Source organism: Lentzea pudingi, assembly GCF_014646255.1.
Classification (GTDB): domain Bacteria; phylum Actinomycetota; class Actinomycetes; order Mycobacteriales; family Pseudonocardiaceae; genus Lentzea; species Lentzea pudingi.
This window is the reverse complement of sequence record NZ_BMNC01000003.1, coordinates 250,237-270,798: the sequence shown is the minus strand read 5'-3', so window position 1 is coordinate 270,798 and position 20,562 is coordinate 250,237. Positions and strand designations below refer to the sequence as shown.

At 71.2% G+C, this 20,562-nt stretch carries 18 protein-coding genes; 13 read left to right on the top strand and 5 right to left on the bottom strand.

Going from position 1 to position 20,562, the window contains the following annotated elements; translation table 11 throughout:
- Positions 1 to 111: 111 nt before the first annotated feature.
- Genes IEY88_RS12205 through IEY88_RS12195 form a run of 3 tightly spaced genes read left to right on the top strand, consistent with a single transcriptional unit; the run spans position 112 to position 2,400 of the window.
- Positions 112 to 894: an MOSC domain-containing protein gene (locus IEY88_RS12205; protein WP_189154810.1), complete on the top strand. Its 783-nt coding sequence runs from the start codon at positions 112 to 114 to the stop codon at positions 892 to 894.
- Complete coding sequence (locus IEY88_RS12200) at positions 887 to 1,783, top strand: PDR/VanB family oxidoreductase (protein ID WP_189154809.1); 897 nt, start codon at positions 887 to 889, stop codon at positions 1,781 to 1,783. The genes IEY88_RS12205 and IEY88_RS12200 overlap by 8 nt, the downstream gene beginning before the upstream one ends.
- A complete protein-coding gene (locus tag IEY88_RS12195) occupies positions 1,780 to 2,400 on the top strand; it encodes a DedA family protein (RefSeq protein ID WP_189154808.1) in 621 nt (206 codons plus the stop codon). The genes IEY88_RS12200 and IEY88_RS12195 overlap by 4 nt, the downstream gene beginning before the upstream one ends.
- Here IEY88_RS12195 and IEY88_RS12190 read toward each other — a convergent pair.
- Positions 2,378 to 3,283 (bottom strand): LysR family transcriptional regulator, encoded by a 906-nt coding sequence (locus IEY88_RS12190; RefSeq protein ID WP_189154807.1) that lies wholly within the window; start codon positions 3,281 to 3,283, stop codon positions 2,378 to 2,380. The two genes, IEY88_RS12195 and IEY88_RS12190, sit on opposite strands and share 23 nt — an antisense overlap.
- 107 nt (positions 3,284 to 3,390) lie before the next feature.
- Here IEY88_RS12190 and IEY88_RS12185 point away from each other — a divergent pair, with 107 nt between their 5' ends.
- The 5 genes from IEY88_RS12185 (at position 3,391) to IEY88_RS12165 (ending at position 8,844) form a co-directional block, all read left to right on the top strand.
- Positions 3,391 to 4,503, top strand: coding sequence for an FAD-dependent oxidoreductase (locus tag IEY88_RS12185; RefSeq protein WP_189154806.1), 1,113 nt, complete (start codon positions 3,391 to 3,393; stop codon positions 4,501 to 4,503).
- Positions 4,500 to 6,326, top strand: coding sequence for a CocE/NonD family hydrolase (locus IEY88_RS12180; protein WP_189154805.1), 1,827 nt, complete (start codon positions 4,500 to 4,502; stop codon positions 6,324 to 6,326). Before IEY88_RS12185 ends, IEY88_RS12180 begins: the two co-directional genes overlap by 4 nt.
- Positions 6,323 to 6,799, top strand: coding sequence for a nuclear transport factor 2 family protein (locus tag IEY88_RS12175; protein WP_189154804.1), 477 nt, complete (start codon positions 6,323 to 6,325; stop codon positions 6,797 to 6,799). Before IEY88_RS12180 ends, IEY88_RS12175 begins: the two co-directional genes overlap by 4 nt.
- 19 nt (positions 6,800 to 6,818) lie before the next feature.
- Positions 6,819 to 7,130, top strand: coding sequence for an NIPSNAP family protein (locus IEY88_RS12170; RefSeq protein WP_189154803.1), 312 nt, complete (start codon positions 6,819 to 6,821; stop codon positions 7,128 to 7,130).
- A gap of 94 nt (positions 7,131 to 7,224) precedes the next feature.
- Positions 7,225 to 8,844, top strand: a complete 1,620-nt coding sequence (locus tag IEY88_RS12165) for a hypothetical protein (RefSeq protein ID WP_189154802.1) — start codon at positions 7,225 to 7,227, stop codon at positions 8,842 to 8,844.
- A gap of 6 nt (positions 8,845 to 8,850) precedes the next feature.
- On the opposite strand, the gene IEY88_RS12160 is transcribed toward IEY88_RS12165, so the two are convergent.
- Positions 8,851 to 10,059 carry a PP2C family protein-serine/threonine phosphatase gene (locus tag IEY88_RS12160; protein WP_189154801.1) on the bottom strand — a complete coding sequence of 403 codons (1,209 nt, stop codon included), beginning with the start codon at positions 10,057 to 10,059 and terminating at the stop codon, positions 8,851 to 8,853.
- 128 nt (positions 10,060 to 10,187) lie between these two features.
- Positions 10,188 to 11,213, bottom strand: coding sequence for an amidohydrolase family protein (locus IEY88_RS12155; protein WP_189154800.1), 1,026 nt, complete (start codon positions 11,211 to 11,213; stop codon positions 10,188 to 10,190).
- Positions 11,214 to 11,421: 208 nt separating this feature from the next.
- Here IEY88_RS12155 and IEY88_RS12150 point away from each other — a divergent pair, with 208 nt between their 5' ends.
- Positions 11,422 to 11,829: an ATP-binding protein gene (locus tag IEY88_RS12150; protein ID WP_189154799.1), complete on the top strand. Its 408-nt coding sequence runs from the start codon at positions 11,422 to 11,424 to the stop codon at positions 11,827 to 11,829.
- A gap of 15 nt (positions 11,830 to 11,844) precedes the next feature.
- Here the strand turns inward: IEY88_RS12150 and IEY88_RS12145 are convergent, their stop codons facing one another.
- Positions 11,845 to 12,891: a glycosyltransferase gene (locus IEY88_RS12145; protein WP_189154798.1), complete on the bottom strand. Its 1,047-nt coding sequence runs from the start codon at positions 12,889 to 12,891 to the stop codon at positions 11,845 to 11,847.
- Positions 12,892 to 12,987: 96 nt separating this feature from the next.
- Here IEY88_RS12145 and IEY88_RS12140 point away from each other — a divergent pair, with 96 nt between their 5' ends.
- A complete protein-coding gene (locus tag IEY88_RS12140; RefSeq protein WP_189154797.1) occupies positions 12,988 to 15,828 on the top strand; it encodes a chemotaxis protein CheB in 2,841 nt (946 codons plus the stop codon).
- A gap of 6 nt (positions 15,829 to 15,834) precedes the next feature.
- Here the strand turns inward: IEY88_RS12140 and IEY88_RS12135 are convergent, their stop codons facing one another.
- On the bottom strand, positions 15,835 to 16,590 hold the full coding sequence (locus IEY88_RS12135) for an ATP-binding protein (RefSeq protein ID WP_189154796.1): 756 nt from the start codon (positions 16,588 to 16,590) through the stop codon (positions 15,835 to 15,837).
- 299 nt (positions 16,591 to 16,889) lie between these two features.
- Between IEY88_RS12135 and IEY88_RS12130 the strand changes: the two genes are divergently transcribed.
- From IEY88_RS12130 to IEY88_RS12120, 3 genes are read left to right on the top strand one after another with little or no spacing between them, the layout of a single operon-like run.
- Positions 16,890 to 17,891 (top strand): chemotaxis protein CheB, encoded by a 1,002-nt coding sequence (locus IEY88_RS12130; protein ID WP_189154795.1) that lies wholly within the window; start codon positions 16,890 to 16,892, stop codon positions 17,889 to 17,891.
- Positions 17,888 to 18,631 carry a hypothetical protein gene (locus IEY88_RS12125; protein ID WP_189154794.1) on the top strand — a complete coding sequence of 248 codons (744 nt, stop codon included), beginning with the start codon at positions 17,888 to 17,890 and terminating at the stop codon, positions 18,629 to 18,631. Before IEY88_RS12130 ends, IEY88_RS12125 begins: the two co-directional genes overlap by 4 nt.
- A 10-nt stretch (positions 18,632 to 18,641) precedes the next feature.
- Complete coding sequence (locus IEY88_RS12120; protein WP_189154793.1) at positions 18,642 to 20,495, top strand: CheR family methyltransferase; 1,854 nt, start codon at positions 18,642 to 18,644, stop codon at positions 20,493 to 20,495.
- Positions 20,496 to 20,562 lie beyond the last annotated feature (67 nt).

The following is a 20,562-nucleotide window of genomic DNA, read 5'->3' as shown; positions in this document are numbered from 1 at the left end:
AACCCTGCCTAGGTTCGAAAGGGAGCTCACGGCGATCGCCAATTCCGAACGGCGACAGTAAAGCGAGATTCCCTTGTACCACCACACATTCACGCGCAAGACCCTGCCTCCGTGGTGACGAGCGGGGGCAGGGTGCGGGAACTGTTCGTCCATCCCGTGAAGGGGCTCAGCGCACAGCCACTGGCCCAGGTGGCACTCCGGCCGGGTGAAGGGATTCCCCACGACCGGGTGTTCGCACTGGCCCGGCCGGACGGCCGGTACCACGCCGGGACGCGGGAGGGACTGCCGAAACAGGAGTTCTTCGCCCTCGTCTCGGATCATCGACTCTCCGGTGTGGACGCTCGTTTCGACGCCGGGACGGAAGTCCTCGTCGCGAGAGTGGCCGGACACGAGGTGCTGAAAGCCGATCTGGGTACGGACGAGGGCGTCGGCGAGGCGATGCGGTTCTTCGCCCGCCTGCTGGACCTGCCGGCGGGGATGGTGCCGGTGCTCGCGCGGGAACCGGGCCGGCGCTTCACCGACGCGACCGCCGCCGGCGACCGGCCGATGAACTGGATCTCGATGATCAACCTGTCGTCGGTCCGCGACCTGGAGTCGCGGACGGGTGCCACGGTCGATCCAAAACGGTTTCGCGCCAACGTTCTCGTGGACGGCCTGCCCGCGTGGTCCGAAGTGGACCTGATCGGTGAGGAGTTCGGCCTCGACGGCGTGCGCGTCCGGGCCGTGCGGCAGACCAGGCGTTGTGCCGCGACCGAGGTCGGTCCCGGAACGGGCAGGCGCGACCTGCCGGTGGTGAGCCTGCTCCAGCGGACCTACGGGCACCAGTTCATGGGGATCTACCTGGAGGTCCTGACCGCCGGAGTCGTGCGGACGGGCGGTGAGGTCGTTGTCTGAGCTGCGCCTGCGGGTCAGCGAGACGACCGACCTCACGCCGACGGTCCGCCGTTTCGTGCTGAGAGACCCCTGGGGAGCCGCGCTACCGGACCACGAACCCGGCGCGCACGTCGTGATCAGCACGCCCGCCGGGCACAAGCGCGCCTACAGCCTCGTCGATCCGGGCACGCGGGAGTACGTCGTGTGCGTGCGGCGCCAGAGCGACGGCCGGGGTGGTTCCGCAAGCATGCACGACGAGGTGCAGGTGGGCACCGAACTGCTGGTGTCGAAGCCGGCCAACAGGTTTCCCCTGCTGCCGTCGCCGAAGTACCTGTTCATCGCGGGCGGCATCGGCATCACGCCGATCCGGGCGATGGTGCACCGGTTGCGCGTCCAGGGCCACACCGGTGTGCGGCTGCTGTACCTGACGCAGTCGGCCGAAGAGACCCCATTCCTGCAGGAGTTCCCAGGCTCAGTGCATCACAGCGACGGTGGTCTGCTCGACCTGTGGCCTCACCTGGCCGATCCGGACGACGACGTCCGGGTCTACTGCTGTGGCCCCGCTCCGCTCATGCACACCGTCCGCACGCTCACCGCTCATTGGCGCGCAAGCCGGATCCACACGGAGCAGTTCACGACCGAATCCGGCGGCTTCTCGCCGTTCACGGCCGTCTGGGCTCCCACCGGCCTCCGGGTCGAGGTTCCCGCTCATCTCTCGCTGCTCGACGCCCTGCGCCGCGGCGGTGTCCCCGTCGAGTCGTCCTGCGAGGCCGGAGTCTGCGGCACCTGCCGTCTCGCGGTGCTCGACGGCGAGGCGGAGCACGACTCCGTTCTCGCCTGCGTGTCGCGGGCCGCGTCACCGCAGATCGTCGTCGGGCCGCACCACCACTTCCGAAAGGACTCCTCGTGATCGACTGGCTGCGGCTCGCCGAATCGCTCATCTCCTCACCCTGGCTCTACGCCGTGCTGGCGGCGGTGTCCTTCCTGGACTCGTTCCTGCCCCTGATCCCGAGCGAGCCCGTCGTGATCGTCGCGGGCGTCTACGCCGCGAGCGGGCAGACCGACATCGTGCTCGTCATCGCCGCCACCACGCTCGGCGCGTTCCTCGGCGACATGGTCCCGTACACGGCAGGCCGGTTGTTCGACAGGCGTCTGCTCGAGCGGCTGCCGCCCGGCAGCAAACGCCGCGCGGCGCACGACTGGTTCGCCCGCGAGCTCGACGCCCGCGGCGGCTTCATCCTGGTGACGACGCGGTTCATCCCGGTCGGGCGGTACCTGGCCACCCTGTCCACCGGGCTCGTCGGCTTCCCCCTGCGCAAGTACGCGCTGTTCGTCGCGTTCGCCACCGCGTCCTGGAGCGCCTACACCGCGCTCACCGGCTACCTCGGCGGCGTCCTGTTCCAGGAGAACACCCTGCTCGCGATCGCCGTCGGCGTCGGGCTCGCGCTCGTCGTCACGGGATTCATCGAGGTCGTGCGGCGCCTGCGCCACCGCCGGAACGCGGTCACCGAGCAGCCTCGGCCATGATGTGACGGGCGCGCTCCCGCAGGAGTTGGTGCGTGCGGTCGTGGTGGTTGCGCGGGTGCCACGCCATGCCGGCCGTCACGGACGGCAGTGCCACCGGGATCGGGAACGTGCGCAGCCCCAGCGAGTCCAGCATCCGCCGTGCCAGCCTGGCCGGGGCGACGCAGACGACGTCGGTCTCGGAGGCGATGAAGAGCGCGCTCGCGAACGTGGGCACCACCGCCGCCACCCGCCTGCTCAGGCCCAGCTCCGCCAGCTGCTCGTCGATCGGGCCCTCGGCCCGGCCACGCCGTGACACGACGATGTGATCGGCGTCGGCGAACCGTTGCGGTGTAACGGTCTTCGCCTTGGCCAGCGGGTGTGCCCGCCGCACAGCGCCGATCAGCGTCTCGGTGACGAGCGCCTCCGAGTGGATCTCCGAGTCGCCGGTGCGGATGTTGCCGATCTCCAGGTCTACGAGGCCTTCCCGCAGCGCGGGGACGTCCTCCAGGGTCTCCGGCCGCAGGCGCAGCGAGATGCCGGGCGCCTGCTCCCTCAGGTCGTCGATGAGCGAGGGGATGAACGTCGTGGACAGCATGTCGGTGACCTGCAGGTCGAACACGCGCACGGCGGTCCGCGGATCGGCCGTCGTGGACGGCGCGAACAACGCCCGCGCCCGCGACGCGATCGCGTGCACCTCGCCCCGCAGTTCCAGAGCTCGCGGGGTGGGCACGAGATCACGCCCTGCCCGCACGAGCAACGGGTCGTCGAACGCCCGCCGCAACCTGGCCAGCGCCCGGCTCATGGCGGGGGCCGAGGTGTGCAACCGGGCGGCGGCCTTGGTGACGCTGTTCTCCGCGAGCAGCGCGTCCAGCGCCTCGATCAGGTTCAGATCGATGTAGTCCACCTGCGGATTATCACATCCGCAACGCTCCAGTACCAGAGTTGCACTGGAGTTAATCGGTGCTCGCTCCTACTGTCGAGATGGAGAAGAAATCGTTGGAGGACAAGGACATGACTGTGACCCGGGCTGTGGTGGTCGGTGCTGGAATCGTGGGCCTGACGACAGGCCTCGCCCTGCGCCGAGCGGGGCTCGACGTGGTGATCTGCGAGCAGGCACCGGAGATCCGCGCGGCCGGAGCCGGGCTGGGACTCTGGGCGAACGCGCTGGCGGTGTTCGACGAACTCGGCATCGGCGACCAGGTGCGCGCCATCGGCAAACCCAGCGAGATGTACTTTCACGACCCAGCCGGGACGTTGCTCCGGAGTCCCGAGTTCGGCGTCGAGGACCACCAATACCTCCTGGTCCACCGCGCCGAACTGCTCGACCTGCTCGCCGACGCCGCGGGTCGCGAGAACATCCGCCTCGACACCGGCTTCGGCGCGTACGTGGAACACGCGGACAGCGTCACCGTCCGGTTGACCGACGGCAGCAGCGAGCAAGCCGACCTGCTCGTCGGGGCGGACGGGGCGTACTCGGCGGTGCGCGCACAACTCGTACCGGGCACCCCGGCACAGGAACACGCCGGCCACCAGGTGTGGCGCGCGGTCATCCCGGCCGACGGCCTCGAGGTGCGCGGCAACCGCCTGATCCTGGGCACCAACGGGTGCCGCGGCGGTTATGTGCGCACCCACGACGGCAGCGTGTACTGGCTGGTGAACCAGTTCAAGTCACCACCGCTGACCGGCACGCGCGGGGAGCAGGCGCTGGAACGCGCCCGCCACCTGGAGGAAGACGCGGACGGAGTGCTCGCGCGGCTGATCGCGGCGACACCGGAGGAGCTCATCCTGCACAACCAGATCATGCTCGTACCCCCGTTGCCGCACTGGGTCTCCGCCCGCGTCGCACTGGCCGGGGACGCGGCGCACGCGATGTCGCCGCACATCACCGCCGGTGCCACGCTGGGCATCGAGGACGCCGCCCTGCTCGGCCACCTGCTCGGTCCTGCGAGCGACGTGCCCGCCGCGCTGCAGACGTATCAGGCAGACCGGATCCCGCGGTACGTGCGCGTCGCGGAACTGTCCGCGGCGGTCGAGCACTCCCCCACGCCGAGGGAGTTCGCCCGGAACTACGCCGCGTTCAGCCACTGGATGCTCACGCCGCAGCGGGACCAGGTGCGGGCATGAGTTTCGTCGTGGACGTCGACGTGGCCGTGCCCATGCGGGACGGCATCACGTTGGCCACCAACGTGTGGCGACCGGAGGGCCCCGGGCCGTTCCCCGTGCTGCTGCTCCGCACCCCGTACGGCAAGGACGACGCCGGGACGTTCGGCAACCCGAAGCTGCCGGACGTGTTCGCCTTCGTGGAGGCCGGTTACGCGGTCGTGGCGCAGGACGTGCGCGGTACCTCTCGATCGCCCGGGACGTTCGTACCGGGTACCCACGAGGCTCGGGACGGCACGGACACCCTGGCGTGGCTGAGCGAACAGCCTTGGTGTGACGGCGGAATCGGCATGTGGGGCGGGTCGTACATGGGCTTCACGCAGTGGCTCGCGGCCGTGGACGCACCGCGTGCACTGCGGGCGATCGCGCCCGTGATGAGCTCCGCCGACCTGTACCGCGCACCGTGGTACTCGCCCGGTGGGGCGCTGTCCCAGGACACCGTGGTCACGTGGAGCACTCTGTCGGCTCTGCGGAACCTGCGGCGGGACCTCGACGACGGCGAGGGTGACCCGGCCGAGGTGGCGGCGTTGCTGTCCGGTTTGGACGATCCGTTCGCCGCGCGGGACGCCGTGACGCGCTCCTTGCCGTGGTTCGGTGAGGTGCTCGGCCATCCCGAACGCGACGCGTTCTGGCAGGAGGTCGCCGCCCTCGACCGCCGCGCCGCCATCGCGGTTCCGGCGCTCCAGATCGGTGGCTGGTACGACGTGTTCATCGGCGAGACCGTGCGGTCGTACCGGGCGATGCGCGACCACGGCGGCAGCGCGGCTGCGAGGGACGGTCAGCGGCTCGTCATCGGGCCGTGGGCCCATCCGGACGGCATGGACCTGGGCACGTTCCCGGACCGGTCCTTCGGACTCGCGGGCAGCATCAAGGCCACCGACGTCACCGGCGAGCACCTGCGCTTCTTCGACCACTGGGTGCGCGGCCGGACCGAGGTGCCCGGCGACCACCAGGCGCGCGACCAGACCGACGTGCCCGGCGACCACCAGGCGCGCGGCCGGACCGACGTGCCCGGCAACCACCAGGCGCGCGACCAGACCGACGTGCCCGGCGACCCCCACCGCGTCCGGATCTTCGTCATGGGCATCGACCGGTGGCGTGACGAGGAAGACTGGCCCTTGCCGGACACCCGCTACACCGACCTGTTCCTCGGCGGAGACGGCCGCGCCAACACGGTCGCGGGCGACGGGGTCCTCACGCGCGACACCGCACCGGCGGAGGCCGCGGACACCTTCCTCTACGACCCGCGCCGCCCGGTGCCGACTCTCGGCGGCACCGTGCTGACCGGCTACCCCGGCCCGGCCGATCAGGCGGCGGTCGAGACGCGGGACGACGTGTTGTGCTTCACCACCGCCGTCCTCGACGCCCCGGTCGAGGTGACCGGACACGTCACCCTCGTGCTGCACGCCTCCTCCTCCGCCCCGGACACCGACTTCACCGGCAAGCTCGTCGACGTCCACCCCGACGGCAGGGCGATCCTGCTGTGCGAGGGCATCCAGCGCGCCCGCTACCGCGACTCGCTCACCGAACCGGCGTTCCTGGAGCCCGGCACCGCGTGCGAGCTGACCGTCGACATGGGAGTCACCTCGAACGTCTTCCTGCCGGGGCACCGCATCCGGCTCGAGGTCTCCAGCAGCAACTTCCCCCGCTACGACCGCAACACCAACACCGGCGGGACCATCGCCACCGACGACCCGGTGGTCGCGGTCAACCGGGTCCACCACGGACCCGCGCACCCGAGCCGGCTGGTGCTGCCGCTGATCGACCGCGAGGAGGCGCACACGTGAGCACACTCGAAGAACTGACCGACCGAGCGGCGATCACCGACGTCGTCACCGGCCTCGCCCACGCCCAGGACGACCAGGACTGGACCGCCCTGCGGCGGTTGTTCGCCGACGAGGTGCTGCTGGACCTGTCGACCCACCACTTCGGCAGGCCACCGGCGACGATGACGGCCGCCGACCTGACCGCGTTGGCGAGCACCACCCTCGACGGCTTCGACAGCACCCACCACGCCACCTCGAACCTGGAGCTGCGCGTGTCGGGCGACGAGGCCGAGTGCCGCGTGCACGTGGTCGCCTACCACCACGTCCTCGCGGATCCCGGCGTCGTCGACCACTGCACGATGCGGGGGTACTGGCGGCTCGGGCTGAGCCGGACCGGCGGACGCTGGCTGATCACCCGCTGGGCCGTGCAGCGCACCTGCCCGTGGGAAGGGTCCCCGGCCGTCTACGCGCTCGCCGCCGCACGCACGTCCTGACCGCCGAGGAGGAAACTCGATGTTCTACGAGATCCGCACCGAACACGCACGGGCCGGCCTCGGCCCCGAGCTGGCGCTCTACATGGACGAGACCGTCATCCCGCTGCACCAGGAAGGGGGCATGACCGTGGTCGGTTCGTTCACCGTGCCCGGCGAGGACGCCTTCGTCTGGATCCGGCGCTTCGAGGACGACGCCGACCGCGAACGCGTCCTGGAGGCCGTCCACGGTCATCCCCGGTGCGGAACCGTCGCCGACACCGTGTCGGCCATGGTGGGCAGGTCGGAGTCCACGATCCGGCTGGCGCCCACACCGCGATCCGGCCTTCGCTGACCCCGCCCCGTGAACCCGATCGGGGCGTTCCGCGGACAGGGACACCCCGCAGGCCCGGTTCCAGCCGGAACCGGGCCTGTGGCAGGCTTTCCGGGTGTTCGACGCTGACGACCTGCCCGCCTTCGAGCCGCCGGAGTTCGACGAGCACCCGGACGGGGACGACGTCGAGCGGCCGCCGTTGCGCGGCACCACCTCGCCGCCCGCCGGACTGCACGACGTGGACTGGGCGGCCCTCGAAGACGCGTACGGCACCGCCGCCGAGACGCCGTGGTTCATCGAGGCGCTCACCAGCGACGACGGGGGCGACCGGAACTTCGGTGTGTACGGCCTCTACTCGGCCACCACGCACCAGGGTTCGGTCTACACGGCGTCCGAGGCCGCGATCCCGTTCCTGGCCGAGTTGGTGCGGCAGGACAACACGCTCGCGTTGCTGTTCCTGGCGAGGATCGCGGCCGGCGAGACGCACTTCGTGGCCCGGCCCGACGACGTGGGCAAGGCCACGAGCGAGTACGCGGGAGCCGTCGCGGAGTTCGCCCCCGACGTCGAGGCGATGTGGGCCCGCACCGGTGACGACGAGGCGTTGCGGTTGCTGGTGCTGCTGGGCCGGGAACCGGAGGAGCTGCCCGCCCTCACCCCGGACGCGACCGCCGGTCTGTGCCTGGCCCACGGCTTCCTCGCGGCACGCGACAACGTCGTCACGTCGGGCAGTGCCAGAAGCACGGACGCGAGAGTGGAACACGTTGCCGCAGCACGGGATCTGATGACACACAGCCCGTCGCTGTACGTGCGAGGCGCGGCCGCGGCGTGCGTCGTCTACTCCGGATTCGCCGACGACCACTCGCTGGCGCTGCTCCACCACCTCGCGCAGGGCGAGTACCCGGTGCACGACGTGTGGACGGGAGACCTCGCCGAACTGGCCGCCTCGGCGTGGACCTTCGGCACGGACGACGACGGACTGCTCACCGCACCGAACAACAGCCTTCCGAACCTGCACACCCGCCTGCTCGAACGGATGGCGCGGCAGTTCCGTCCCAGCGACCGGGTCTACCGCCCGCTCGCACCGGAGGAGCTGACGGACGCCCAGCGCACGACCCTGGAAACCGCCCTGCGCGCCTCCCCGGAGACGATCACGGGCTCGGACGTCGACCACCTGTGGATCGACGTCCCCGGAACGGTTGCCGCGGCGCACCGGTTGCTCGGCACCTCGACCGGTGAGCTGAGCCGGCGCACGTCACGGGGCCTGCTGTGGTTCGTGCTGGAGAACGGCCTGCTCGCCCGGGACGACAGGCAGTCCGCACTCGCCGCCCTGGCCGAGGTGGACGCCTGGACCGCACTCGGCGAGGTGTTCGCCGCGCGGCGACCGAACGGCACGGAGGAGTCGATCACCCTGACCGTGCGGCGCCTGCACGGCGAGGACGCCGCCACTCTCGCACTGTGCTCGGTCTTCGCCGACGCACTCGCCCACCACCTCCCCCAGGCGGAGGCGTTCCTCGCCGAGTGGCTGCCGAAGGTGTCCGAAGTGGACGGATACGACCTGGCGTTCGCGGTACCCGGTCAGCGCATCGGCACGGCACTGGCGGCACTGGCCCGATCGGGCGGGCTGCCGGCGCGCTTCCAGCCGATGGTCAAGCCGTACCACCGCTTCCCGGAGTACTCCACGGTCCCGTTGCCGCTGCTGCGGGAACTGGAGGACAGCAGGCTCACCGACGGCTGACGAGCGTCACGGGCGGTGGCGCATCGCCATCACCGCGATGTCGTCGGTCGCCTGCTGATCGCCGACCATCGTCGCCATCACCCGGATGCACGCCGCCTCGGGGCTCGTGGGCGCGACGGCCTCGCGGAGCCGTTCCAGCCCCATGTCGAGGTCCTGGTCCCGGCGTTCCACCAGTCCGTCGGTGTAGAAGACGACCAACGCGCCCGCCGGCACCTCGAAGGTGGTGGCGCGCCGGCCGGTGCCGCGCAGGTCGAAACCGATGGGCGGGTCGACGGGGGCCGCGACGAACCGGGCCTGTTCCCCGACCGCTGCGAAGACCGGCCGCAGGTGCCCCGCCAGGGAGAGGCTCATGGTGTGCGTCGCCGTGTCGATCACCGCGTAGGCGACCGTCGCCATCGTGTCGTGCTCGAAGTGGCTGGCCTTGCGGTCGAGCTTGCCGAGCACCACCGCGGGATCGGGGTACTCCAGGGCGTAGGCGCGCAACGCGCTCCGCAACCGGCCCATGATCACGGCGGCCGTGAGCCCGCTGCCGACGACGTCGCCGATCACCACCCCGATGCGGTCGCCGGGCAGTTCGAACACGTCGTACCAGTCGCCGCCGACACCGCTGCCCGCCCCCGCGACGTACCGGGTCGCGAACTCCCAGCCCTCGGTCGCCGGCAACCGGCCGGGCAGCAGGCTCTCCTGCAACAGCGCCGCCGCCGCGCGTTCGGTGCGGGTGCGGTCCACGTAGACCGCGACCGCCAGGCGGTCGGCTACCAGCCGCAGCGCTTCGACCTCCTCGTCGGTGAACCGGCGCGAGACGGTGCTGCCGACGTGCACGACCCCGGTCAACTCCCCCTCGGCGATCATCGGCACGCCGAGGAGCGAGTGCAGCCCGTGCTTCCACAGCAGCGGGTTCACCACCGTGGACTCGTCGACGCGGCCGATCTGCACCGGTTCCCGCTGCGCGGCCACGCGGCCCGCGAAGCCCCTGCCCAGCGGCACGCGTGCGCCCTGGTAGACCTCCTCCTCCAGGCCCGAGGTCGCCCTTGCGACGAGGTGGCCACCGCCGCGGTCCACGAGCAGGACCGTCGCCGTGTCGACCGCGAGCAGCTCGCGCACACCGCCCAGCAGCGCGTCCAGGAGCTTGTCCAGGTCGAACTCCGTGAGGGTGCGGTCCGTCACCAGGTCGAGAGCACGCAGACGGATCGACGGACTCCCAGCCACACCCATCCCCACTCCCGTCCTGGCCGAACGTGTCACGACCCTACCGCCCGGCGACCTCGGATGCCGCCGGCGATCGCCGAGGACCAGAGAATCCACTGTGGACGGACAACGTCCGCAGTGGACGAGCGGCGGCCCTAGCGGTCGGGAAGCGGCGGTCCGGGCGTGCGGGCGATCAGCGCGGCCGCGGCGATCAGGTCCCAGCCGGGCGCGTACTCGTTGCCGGTCTCCATGTGCGGGGCGTGCTTCTCGAAGAGGTCGAGCAGCTCCAGGACGGAGTCGAAGACGTCGCGGTGCGGGTGGTCCGGCCGGACGCCACAGCTGTGCTTCGCGACGTCCAGCATCTGACCCGGCGACTCGCCGCGCTTGGTCGCCTCCACACCGGCCGCGAGGTAGACGTACACGCGTTCCAGCAAAGGGTCCAGCGGCGGCACCCGGCCGGGAGCCGGGCCCAGGTCGGCGGGTTCGGCGCGGTCGACCAGCCGTCGCGCCTGGCCGCCGAGGACGCTCGCGACCTGCTCGTCGTCGAGACCGAGGTACAGGGCGCACCTGGCGGCGGCGTGCGCTCCCCAGAGCGGGGTGGAGTAGGGCACGTCGCTGCCGAACAGCACCTGACCGGGCGGCATCGTCCCGAAGAGCGTGACGATGTCGGTCGGGCTCCACCACGACGTGTCGAAGAACAGGTTCTCGATCGGTTGCCCGGACAGCCAGGCCAGGTCGGTGAGGCCCGCGTGCGCGAGGATGAACCGCGCGCCGGGGAACCGGCCGAGCACGGCGGGCAGGGTCGCACCGAACGGGTCGATCTCGGGTCCGGCGTGCACCACCACCGGCAGGTGCAGTTCGTGGGCGAGGCCGAACACCTCGGTGAGCTGCTCGTCGTCGAGTTCGAACTCGTCACTGGCGGGGTGGAGCTTGATGCCCGCCGCACCGGCCTCGACGCACCGGCGCGCCTCGCCCGCCGGATCGTCGCCCGGCGCCACCCGCGCGAAGGCGACCAGCCGGCTTCCCGGCTCGCTCGCCGCGTCGATCACCGCCTGGTTGGCGGCGCGGTAGCCATCGGGCTCCGCGAGCGGGAACACGGCGGCGTCGGCGTCCACTGAGGCCAGCGCCGCCCGCAACTCGCCGACCGTAGCCGAGAAACCGCTGGGGTCGTTCGCCCCCACGTGGGTGTGGATGTCGAACAATCGGCCCCCGGCACCGAGCGCCTCCCACCAAGGCCGTACGAGATCATCGCCGTACATCGCACCGCCCTCTAGTCGTTCTGGGGCGGGTGCCCCGGAAAGATCACCGATAAACATCCGGCGAACGCGGAGTTTCAACCCGTTCGACTCGGGGTAACTCGCGCGCAGACACCGACAGGAGGACATTCGCTTGGCCATCGGCGACGACCCTCCCGATCGGACGCACGTGCTGGGCCTGGACCGCGACGTGGCGGACATCGCCGCCGTGCGGCGCTGGGCGCGCTCGTCCCTGCCCGGAGTGGACGAGGACGATCTCGGCGACGTGCTGCTGGTCCTCACCGAACTCGTCTCGAACGTCCACGACCACGCGGCGTTCCCGGCGCGGGTCGAGCTGCGCTGGTCACCGCACGCCCACCTGGTGCGGATCGCGGTCCAGGACGGCTCCACCTCCCCGCCCCAGTTGCGGCGGTTCTCGGCCGACGCGGCACGCGGGCGCGGCCTGATGCTCGTCAACCAGCTGAGCAAGCAGTGGGGCGTGACCGAACTCGCGACCGGCAAGACCGTGTGGGCCGTGCTGCACTGCACCACGACGCCTTGACCACGTTCCCGGCACTCACCCCACCGCGTCTCCCGCGCGACGCTCCAGCAGCCCCGCGTACAGGCGCTCGACGCACTCGCCCACGACGGTCCACGTGTGCCGAGCCTGGATCCGGTCCGTGGCGGCGATGCTGCAGGAGTGCCGGAACACGTCGTACTTCAGCACCTTCCGGAGTTTCCTGACCAGCTGCTTCGGATCCTGTGACGGGACGAGCACCCCGGTCACCCCGTCGACCACGGCGTCCGGCAGGCCTCTGACCGCGGTCGCCACGACCGGCACACCGCATGCCATCACCTTCAACGCCGCGTCGTCCCACAGCGCGCGCCGGGGCACGAACGCCGCGACGTCGGCGGACCGCAGCAACGCGGGCAGGTTCCGCCTGGCGTTCGGGCCCAGCACCCGAGTGCGGTCCCCGACTCCGAACCTGCGCGCCCAGGCCTTCACCCGTTCCGCCTCACGAGGCGCCCGCGCCTCGGTGATCACCAGTTCGACGTCGTCCAGCCACGGCAGCGCGGCGACGAGGTCGGCGACACCGCTGTCCGGCGACGAGTCCGCCATGGCGACGACCCGGCGGGGGAAGCGGCGTCGAGCGATCTCACCCCGGGGCTGGAACAGGACGGTGTCCACGCCGCGCGGCACCACGACGGTCCGCGGCCGCGGAATGCCGGCGGCGGCGAGGTCGAGCACCTCCTGCTCGCCACTCGCCACGATCAACGCCGCCTCCCTGCCGATCAGGCGTTCGACGTTCACCTGGTCGCGGTCCGGACCGAGGCCGTGGAACGTCTGCACGACCGGCAGGCCGAGCCGTTGCGCGGCGAGCACGGCCGCGAGCCCCGCCTTCCACGAGTGCGCGTGCACGAGGTCCGGCCGGTCCTGGGACCACTTGTCCCGCAGCGAATCGACGAACCCGCCGAGCGACGACTCCGTCTCCTCGGGCTCCGAGGCCTGCCGGAGGTGCACGGTGACGTTGTGCCGCAACGCTCTCAGGGCCCCTGCCAGACCCGCGACGTGGTCGTTCTCCCAGACCGGCACGTCCCGCGTCGACACCATCGCGATCTTCATCGGTCCTCTTCCGGCCCGCGCGGCGACCGCGAGCGATGTCTCGGTCCCCAACCTCGTTCAGGTGCCCGGGAGCACGCGGCCTGAAACACTGACGACGTGGAACCCGACGCCGCTCGCTACCAGGCAGTGCTGATCGGCGCCTCGCTCGGCGGCGCCGAGGCCCTGCAGGTGCTGCTCGGCGGCCTGCGCACCGACCTGCCCGCCCCCGTCGTGATCGCCCAGCACCTCGGCCCCGGCGTGAGCCACCTGCACACGATGCTCGGCCGGGTGTCGCGGCACCCGGTCGTGTGGGCCGAGGACGGCCAGGTGCTCGAGGCCGGGCACGTGTACCTGTGCCCGGGACGCACGCAGGTGCGGCTGGAGCCGGACGGCACGCTGACCGTGCGGCCCCGGCCCGGCAGGTCCTCCATGCGGCAGGTGGACGAGCTCTTCGTCTCCGCCGCGGACTCGCTGGGCGCGCAGGTGCTGGCGCTGGTGCTGACCGGGATGGGCAGCGACGGCACCACCGGCGCACTGGCGGTGCGGCGGGCCGGCGGCACGGTGATCGTGCAGGACGAGTCCACGGCGACCGCGTTCGGCATGCCGTCCGCGGTGATCGCCGCGGGTGCGGCGGACCTGGTGCTGCCGCTGGGCGAACTGCCCGACCTGCTGGACCGGGTCGTCGGGTCCGGCCGCCCGGTGCCCACCCCCGCGGTGCGGGCGAGCGAGGCGATGTTCGCCGCGGGCGGGCGGCTCGGGCGGCTGATGAGCACCGTCGACTGGGGCATCACCGCGCTCGGCCCGGTCGACCGGTGGCCGGTCGTGCTGCGCGACACCCTGGCGATGGTGCTGACCAACCCGGTTCCGATGGACCTGATGTGGGGCCCGGACCTCTTGCAGCTGTACAACGACTCCTACCGCGACCTCATCAGCGAACGGCACCCCGAGGCGTTGGGGCGATCGGTGTTCCAGGTCTGGCCGGACGCGGCCACGACGTTCGGTCCCGCACTGCGCCAGGTCCTCGACACCGGGACGGCCGTGCGCCTGGTCGACCAGTCCTTCGTGGTGAACCGGGAGGGCTTCCGGGAGGAGGTGTTCGCCACCGTCGCCTACAGCCCCATCCGCGACGACGGCCGGATCGCCGGCGTGCTCGCCACGCTCGTCGAGACGACGGACCAGGTCCGCAACGCCCGTCGCCTGGACACGCTGCACCGGCTCGCCGCCACGTCGGGGCAGGCCGGCTCCACCACGTCCGACGACGAGGTCTGCCAGTGGCTGATGCGCGCGCTCTCGGCCAACTCGCAGGACGTCCCGTTCGCCCTGATCTACCTGGTCGAGGGACGCGGGGCCCGGGCAACGCTCGCCGCCTCCACCGGCCTCGCCGCGGACAGCCCCGCGCTGGAGCAGATCGTGACCAGGGACCGGGCGTCGGCCTGGCCGCTGCACGCGTGCATGCGCGAGTCGGCTCCGCAGGTGGTGGAGGACCTGGACACCCGGTTCCCGAACCTGGTCTCCGGCACGTGGGCGGAACCCCCGCACACCGCGCTCGTCCTGCCCGTCAGCCCGATCCTCGACGACGTGCCCGCGGCCGTGCTCGTGCTCGGCGTCAACTCCCACGCCCCGCTCGACGACGGCTACCGGCAGTTCTTCGACCTCGTCGCCGAGCGCGTGACGGCCACCCTGACGGCGGCCCGGATCCATCGCGAGCAACAGCGGCAGATGTCCGCGCTGGCCGAGCTCAACCGCGCCAAGACCACGTTCTTCGCCAACATCAGCCACGAGTTCCGCACTCCGCTCACGCTCCTGCTGCTGCCGCTGGAGGAGCAGCTCACCACCCTGCCGCCAGAGCACCTCGACACCGCGCGGATCGCCCACCGCAACGCGCTCCGCCTCCTGCGGCTGGTCAACACCCTGCTCGCGTACTCGGAGCTGGAGGAGGGCCGGGCGGCGCCGTCCCTGGAGGACGTCGACGACCTGGCCGCGCTGACGGTGGAGCTGACCGAGGTGTTCCGCCCGGCGGTCGAACGGGCGGGGCTCGAGCTGGTGGTCGACTGCCCGCCGCTCGGCCGGCCGGTGCGGCTCGACCCGAACACGTGGCAGACCGTCCTGCTCAACCTGCTGTCCAACGCGCTCAAGCACACCTTCACCGGATCGATCACCGTCGTGCTGCGGCCGCAACGCAGCCACGTCGAGCTCGCGGTGACCGACACCGGGACGGGCATCGAGGCCGCCGAGATCCCGCACCTGTTCACCCGGTTCCACCGCGTTGAAGGCGCGAAGGCGCGCAGCAGGGAGGGGTCCGGCATCGGGCTGGCGCTGATCCGCCAGCTCGTGTCGTGGCACCACGGCAGCATCCGGGTGCGCAGCGTTCCCGGCTCCGGCAGCACGTTCACCGTGTGGATCCCGTTCAACCAGTCGCACCGCGTGCGCGAACGTCCTGCCGGCGTGCACGCCGGCACGAACTCCCGTCTGCGGCAGGCTTTCTCCGAGGAGGCCGAGTCCTGGCTGGTCGGCGACGTGTCCTCCGTGGACGCTCACGGGAGCGAACCGGGGCACCGGACCAGCGTGCTGGTGGTCGACGACAACCCGGACATGCGCAACTACCTGCGGCACCTGCTGCAGGAGCGCTACGACGTCCACACCGCCGGCGACGGCGAACAGGCGCTCGAACGGCTTTCCGGCCACCAGGTCGATCTCATCATCAGCGACGTCGTGCTCCCCCACCTCGACGGCCTGCGGCTGATCGAACACGTGCGCGGCGACCCCGCGCTGCGCGCCACGCCGATCATCCTGCTGACGGCGCTCGGCACCACCCCGCAGACGATGGGGGGACTCGCCGCCGGCGCACACGACTACCTCGTCAAACCGTTCGCCGCCAAGGAACTGATCGCCCGCGTCGAAGCCCAGCTGGCCCTGCGCCGGGTCCGCGGCGCCACGGCGGAACGGCCGACCACCTGACCGCGCTCAGCGGGTTCCGACGACCGCCCACACGGTCTTGCGGCGGTCGGCCTCGTCCGCGAAGCACCCCCAGGTCCGCGCGAGCTGCGCGATGATGTGCACACCCCGGCCGGTGTTGGCGCGGTCACTTCCCGGATCGGCGAGCACCACCGGAGCCGGGTCGTCGTCGCCCACCGCGACGGTCAGCCGCGCACGCCGCAGTTCGAGCCGCAGCCGTGCCTCGGACCCGGTGTGCTCCATCGTGTTCTGCACGAGTTCCGACGCGATCTGCACCGCGTCCTGCATCAGGACACCGGAGAGTTCCCACTGCGCACACGTCTGGCGCACGAACTCGCGGGCGGCGCCAGGGCTGCGCGGGTCGTGCGGCAGCACCCGGTACGCGCGCCGGCGCGGTGCCGGCTCGTCGACGTTCTCGATCGCCTCGTCCACGCCCTCGAACACGCTCACGTAGCGGCGGATGGGCGACCGGCGCAGGAGTCCCGCGTGGGCGGGCCCCGTCGCGACGAGCACCGGGATGGCGGGCCAGTCGCTGATGCGCAACCACACCGTGGTGAACACGCTCAGCACGGTGCTCGCGGCGATCGTCGTGCCGCTGAGGTCGACTATCAACGCGTGGGGCTGCTCGATGGCGCACTTGAGCATGAAGTCGCGCAGGAGCGGATAGGTCGTGTACCCGAGAACGCCTTCCGGGCGGATCACCGCGCACCTGCCGCGCTCCTCGACGTGGCACCGCAGCCGTTGCTCGCCCCGCGGGCCGGTCATCAGCCGGCGCCGGCGTCGCCGGTCACGACGACACCGGACTCCTCGACGCTCGCGAACGCGATGCCGTCCGGTGTGAAGCGAGTTTCAGGCATACGAGGTTCTCCCTGTGCGGCAAGGCGGGACGAACCGGGCTGCCTGCTGAACCCGGACCACGGCGCGAAGCCAGATGCTTGTACCGTAACGCTTTCGTGCCGAGCAGTCGACCTGCGCCCGCGAGCGCGGATCTGGACGGGACGTCCGCGTGTGATGTCACCCTCCTGGGGTAACCGTGACGGAATCACAGGAGTGAGGAGCCGCGCGTGCACAGGGATCTGGTGGTCGTCGGCGCCTCCGCCGGTGGAGTGGAGGCGTTGCGGGCGTTCGTCGCCGGGCTACCCGCGGACCTGTCCGCCGCGGTGGTGGTCGTGCTGCACATGCCCGCGGGCGGTTCGTCGGCGCTGGCGGCCATCCTGGCGCGCAGCGGCGAGCTCCCGGTCGTCGCGGTGCACGACGGCATGCCACTCGAGCACGGCCGGGTCCACGTGGCCCCGCCGAGCTTCCACACCGTGGTGCAGGACGGTGTGCTGCGGCTTTCCCGGGGGCCGGCGGAGAACGGGCACCGGCCGGCGGTCAACGTGCTGTTCCGGTCCGCCGCGCTGGTGGCGGGACCCGCCGTGATCGGCGTGGTCCTGTCCGGGACGCTCGACGACGGCACCGCCGGGATGGCCGCGATCAAGACGAGAGGCGGCCTGGCGCTGGTGCAGTCGCCGGAAGACGCGCTCTACTCCGGCATGCCGGACAACGTGCTGAGGCACGTCCCCGTCGACCACGTCGTCCCGGTGGCCGAGATGGGCGCGCTGGTCGGGCGGTGCGTCGGCGAGGACGTGCTCGACGGGGCAGGCCCGGTCTCGGAGGTGCTGCGGATGGAGGTCGAGGTGTCACGCGACGACGCGGGAGCCGGCTTCGGCGACGTTCCCCGGCTCGGCAGGGCCACGAACCTCACGTGCCCGGACTGCTCGGGGTCCCTCGTCGAACTGCCGGCCGGGGGTGGGCAGTACCGTTGCCTCGTCGGTCACGGCTGGACACCGGAAGCCCTGCTCGACGCGTACGACGGCGGGCTGGAACGCGCGTTGTGGATGGCGTTGCGCACGCTGGAGGAGAAGACCTCGCTCGCACGGCGGATGGCGTCGCACTCCCGTCGGGGCGGCCGGGAGCTCGTCGCCGAGAGGTACGACAGCCAGGAGCAAGAGGCGCTGGCGGCGGCCTCGGTGCTGCGAGAGCACCTGCTCAAGCCCGTGCTGCGTGAGGAGGCTGAGGCGTGACCGGCATCAGCGTGGAGACGACCGAGCTGGACGGCGTGGTCGTGGCGACGCTCGTGGGCCGGTTGGACCTCGCGTCGTACGCGTCTCTGCGCGACGGGCTGCTCAAGCAGGCGGCGGGGACGCCGGTCGCGCTCGTGGTGCGCCTCGGCCCGGACTTCGAGGCCGCCAGCCGGGCCATGCTCGCCGTGTTCACCACGGTCTGGATGAGGATCTCGCAGTGGCCGGACATCCCGGTGGTGCTCGTCGCCGAGACCGACATGCACCGACACGACCTCAAACGCAGCGGCGTGTCCCGGCACGTGGCCACCTCGGCCGACCTGGCGGCGGCACTCGGCCGCGCCGCGGAACCACCACCGCGCCGGTACCGGCGGCTGAACCTGCCGAAGTCACTCGTGGCGGCGTTGCTGGCGCGCGAGGAGGTGCGCGACGCCTGCCAGGACTGGCAGCTGCCCGCGCTCGTCGACGACGCGCTCGTCGTGGTCACCGAGCTCGTCGAGAACGCGGTCCGGCACGCCGGGTCCGAGTCCGCTCTGCGCATCGAGCTCCGGCCCTCCGGGCTGTCCCTCGCCGTCCGCGACGACAGTCTCGCTGTCCCGGTCCGGACCGCCGCCCGGCCGGGTGTGCCGGGGCACCGGGGAATGGAACTGATCGACAGGATGTGCGTCGCCTGGGGCACCACCCCGTCCTCCGGCGGGGGCAAGATCGTGTGGGCCGTGCTGGGGCTCGAGCCGAGAAGGTAGGTTTGCGCACGTGAACGACCGTCGCCCGGCGCCCGACCAGGCCTTCGAGGAAGTCCTCCTCTACCTCAAGGAGTCACGCGGCTTCGACTTCACCGGTTACAAGCGCACGAGTCTGCAACGGCGCGTACGTCACCGGATGAGTCAGGTCGGCATGGAGAACTACGCCGACTACATCGACCAGCTGCAGGTCAACGCCGACGAGTTCAACGCGTTGTTCAACACCATCCTGATCAACGTCACCGGCTTCTTCCGCGATACCGAGACGTGGACGTACCTGCGTGAGGAAGTGATCCCGGCGATCCTTGCCGAACGCGGGCCGGACGACCCGATCCGGGTGTGGAGCGCCGGCTGCGCGTCCGGTGAGGAGGCCTACAGCCTCGCGATCGCGCTCGCCGAGGCGCTCGGCACCGACCGGTTCCGGCAGCAGGTGAAGATCTACGCCACCGACGTGGACAACGAGGCGCTGACCCAGGCCCGGCTCGCCGGCTACGGCGAACGCGACCTGCGGGACGTGCCGCCGGAGCTCACCGCCAAGTACTTCGAGCCGCAGAACGGGCGATACAGCTTCCGCAAGGACCTGCGCCGCTCGATCATCTTCGGCCGCAACGACCTCGTGCAGGACGCGCCGATCTCACGAATCGACCTGCTCGTGTGCCGCAACACGCTGATGTACTTCAACCAGGAGACCCAGTCCAAGATCCTGGGCCGGTTCCACTTCGCCCTCGTGCCGAAGGGCGTGCTGTTCCTGGGCAAGGCCGAGATGCTGCTGAGCCACAGCCGCATCTTCGACCCCATCGACCTCAAGCGGCGCATCTTCCGCAAGGCGCCCAACGGATCCGGCCATGCCGGCAGCTTCGCGTCCTACCCGATCGCGCACGATCGCAGGGTGGACGTCGCGGGCATCGACGAGCTGCGGGAGCACGCGTTCTCGGCGAGTCCGGTCGCCCAGGTCGTCGTGACCGCCGACGACGTGGTGGCGCTCGCCAACCAGCAGGCGCAGACCACGTTCGGCCTCACGGCCAAGGACGCCGGCCGGCCGTTGCGCGACCTCGACATCTCCTACCGCCCGATCGAGCTGCGCGGCTACGTCGAGCAGGCCCGGCTGGAGCGCAAGTCGTTGCGCGTCAAGGACGTCGAGTGGATGCGCGCGCCGGGCGAGTCGCTGTGGTTCGAGATCCACGTCAACCCGCTCGTCGGCACCGACAACGCGGTTCTGGGCGTGTCCGTGGTGTTCCACGACGTGACGTCCGCGCGCAGGCTGCTGGAGGACCTCGAGTTCGCCAACCGCCAGCTCGAATCGGCCTACGAGGAACTCCAGTCCACCAACGAGGAACTGGAGACCACGAACGAGGAGCTCCAGTCCACAGTGGAGGAGCTGGAGACCACCAACGAGGAGCTCCAGTCCACGAACGAGGAACTGGAGACGATGAACGAGGAGCTCCAGTCGACCAACGACGAGCTCCAGACCATCAACGACACCCTGCGCGAACGCACCGCCGAACTCGACCAGGTCAACGAGTTCCTCGAGTCCATCCTCACCTCGCTGCGCGCCGGCGTCGTCGTGCTAGACCTGCAGATGCGGGTGCTCGCCTGGAACCGCGGCGCCGAGGAACTGTGGGGCGTGCGCCGCGACGAGGCGGAGGGCGAGCACCTGCTCAACCTCGACATCGGGCTCCCGGTGGCCGACCTCCGGCCGATCGTGCGGTCGGCGCTGGCCGACCCCGCGTTCATCGACGAGGTCAAGATGGCCGCGGTGAACCGGCGCGGACGTGAGGTGGTCATCCGCGTGGTGTGCAGCTCGTTGCGCGACAACCTCGGTGAACCCGCCGGAGCGATCCTGGTCATGGAGCAGCAGAACGACTGAGCCACCGATGAGTTCTCCGCGTCGCGCCGGTCCACACGTCCAAGACCGGCTGACTGGAGGATGGCTC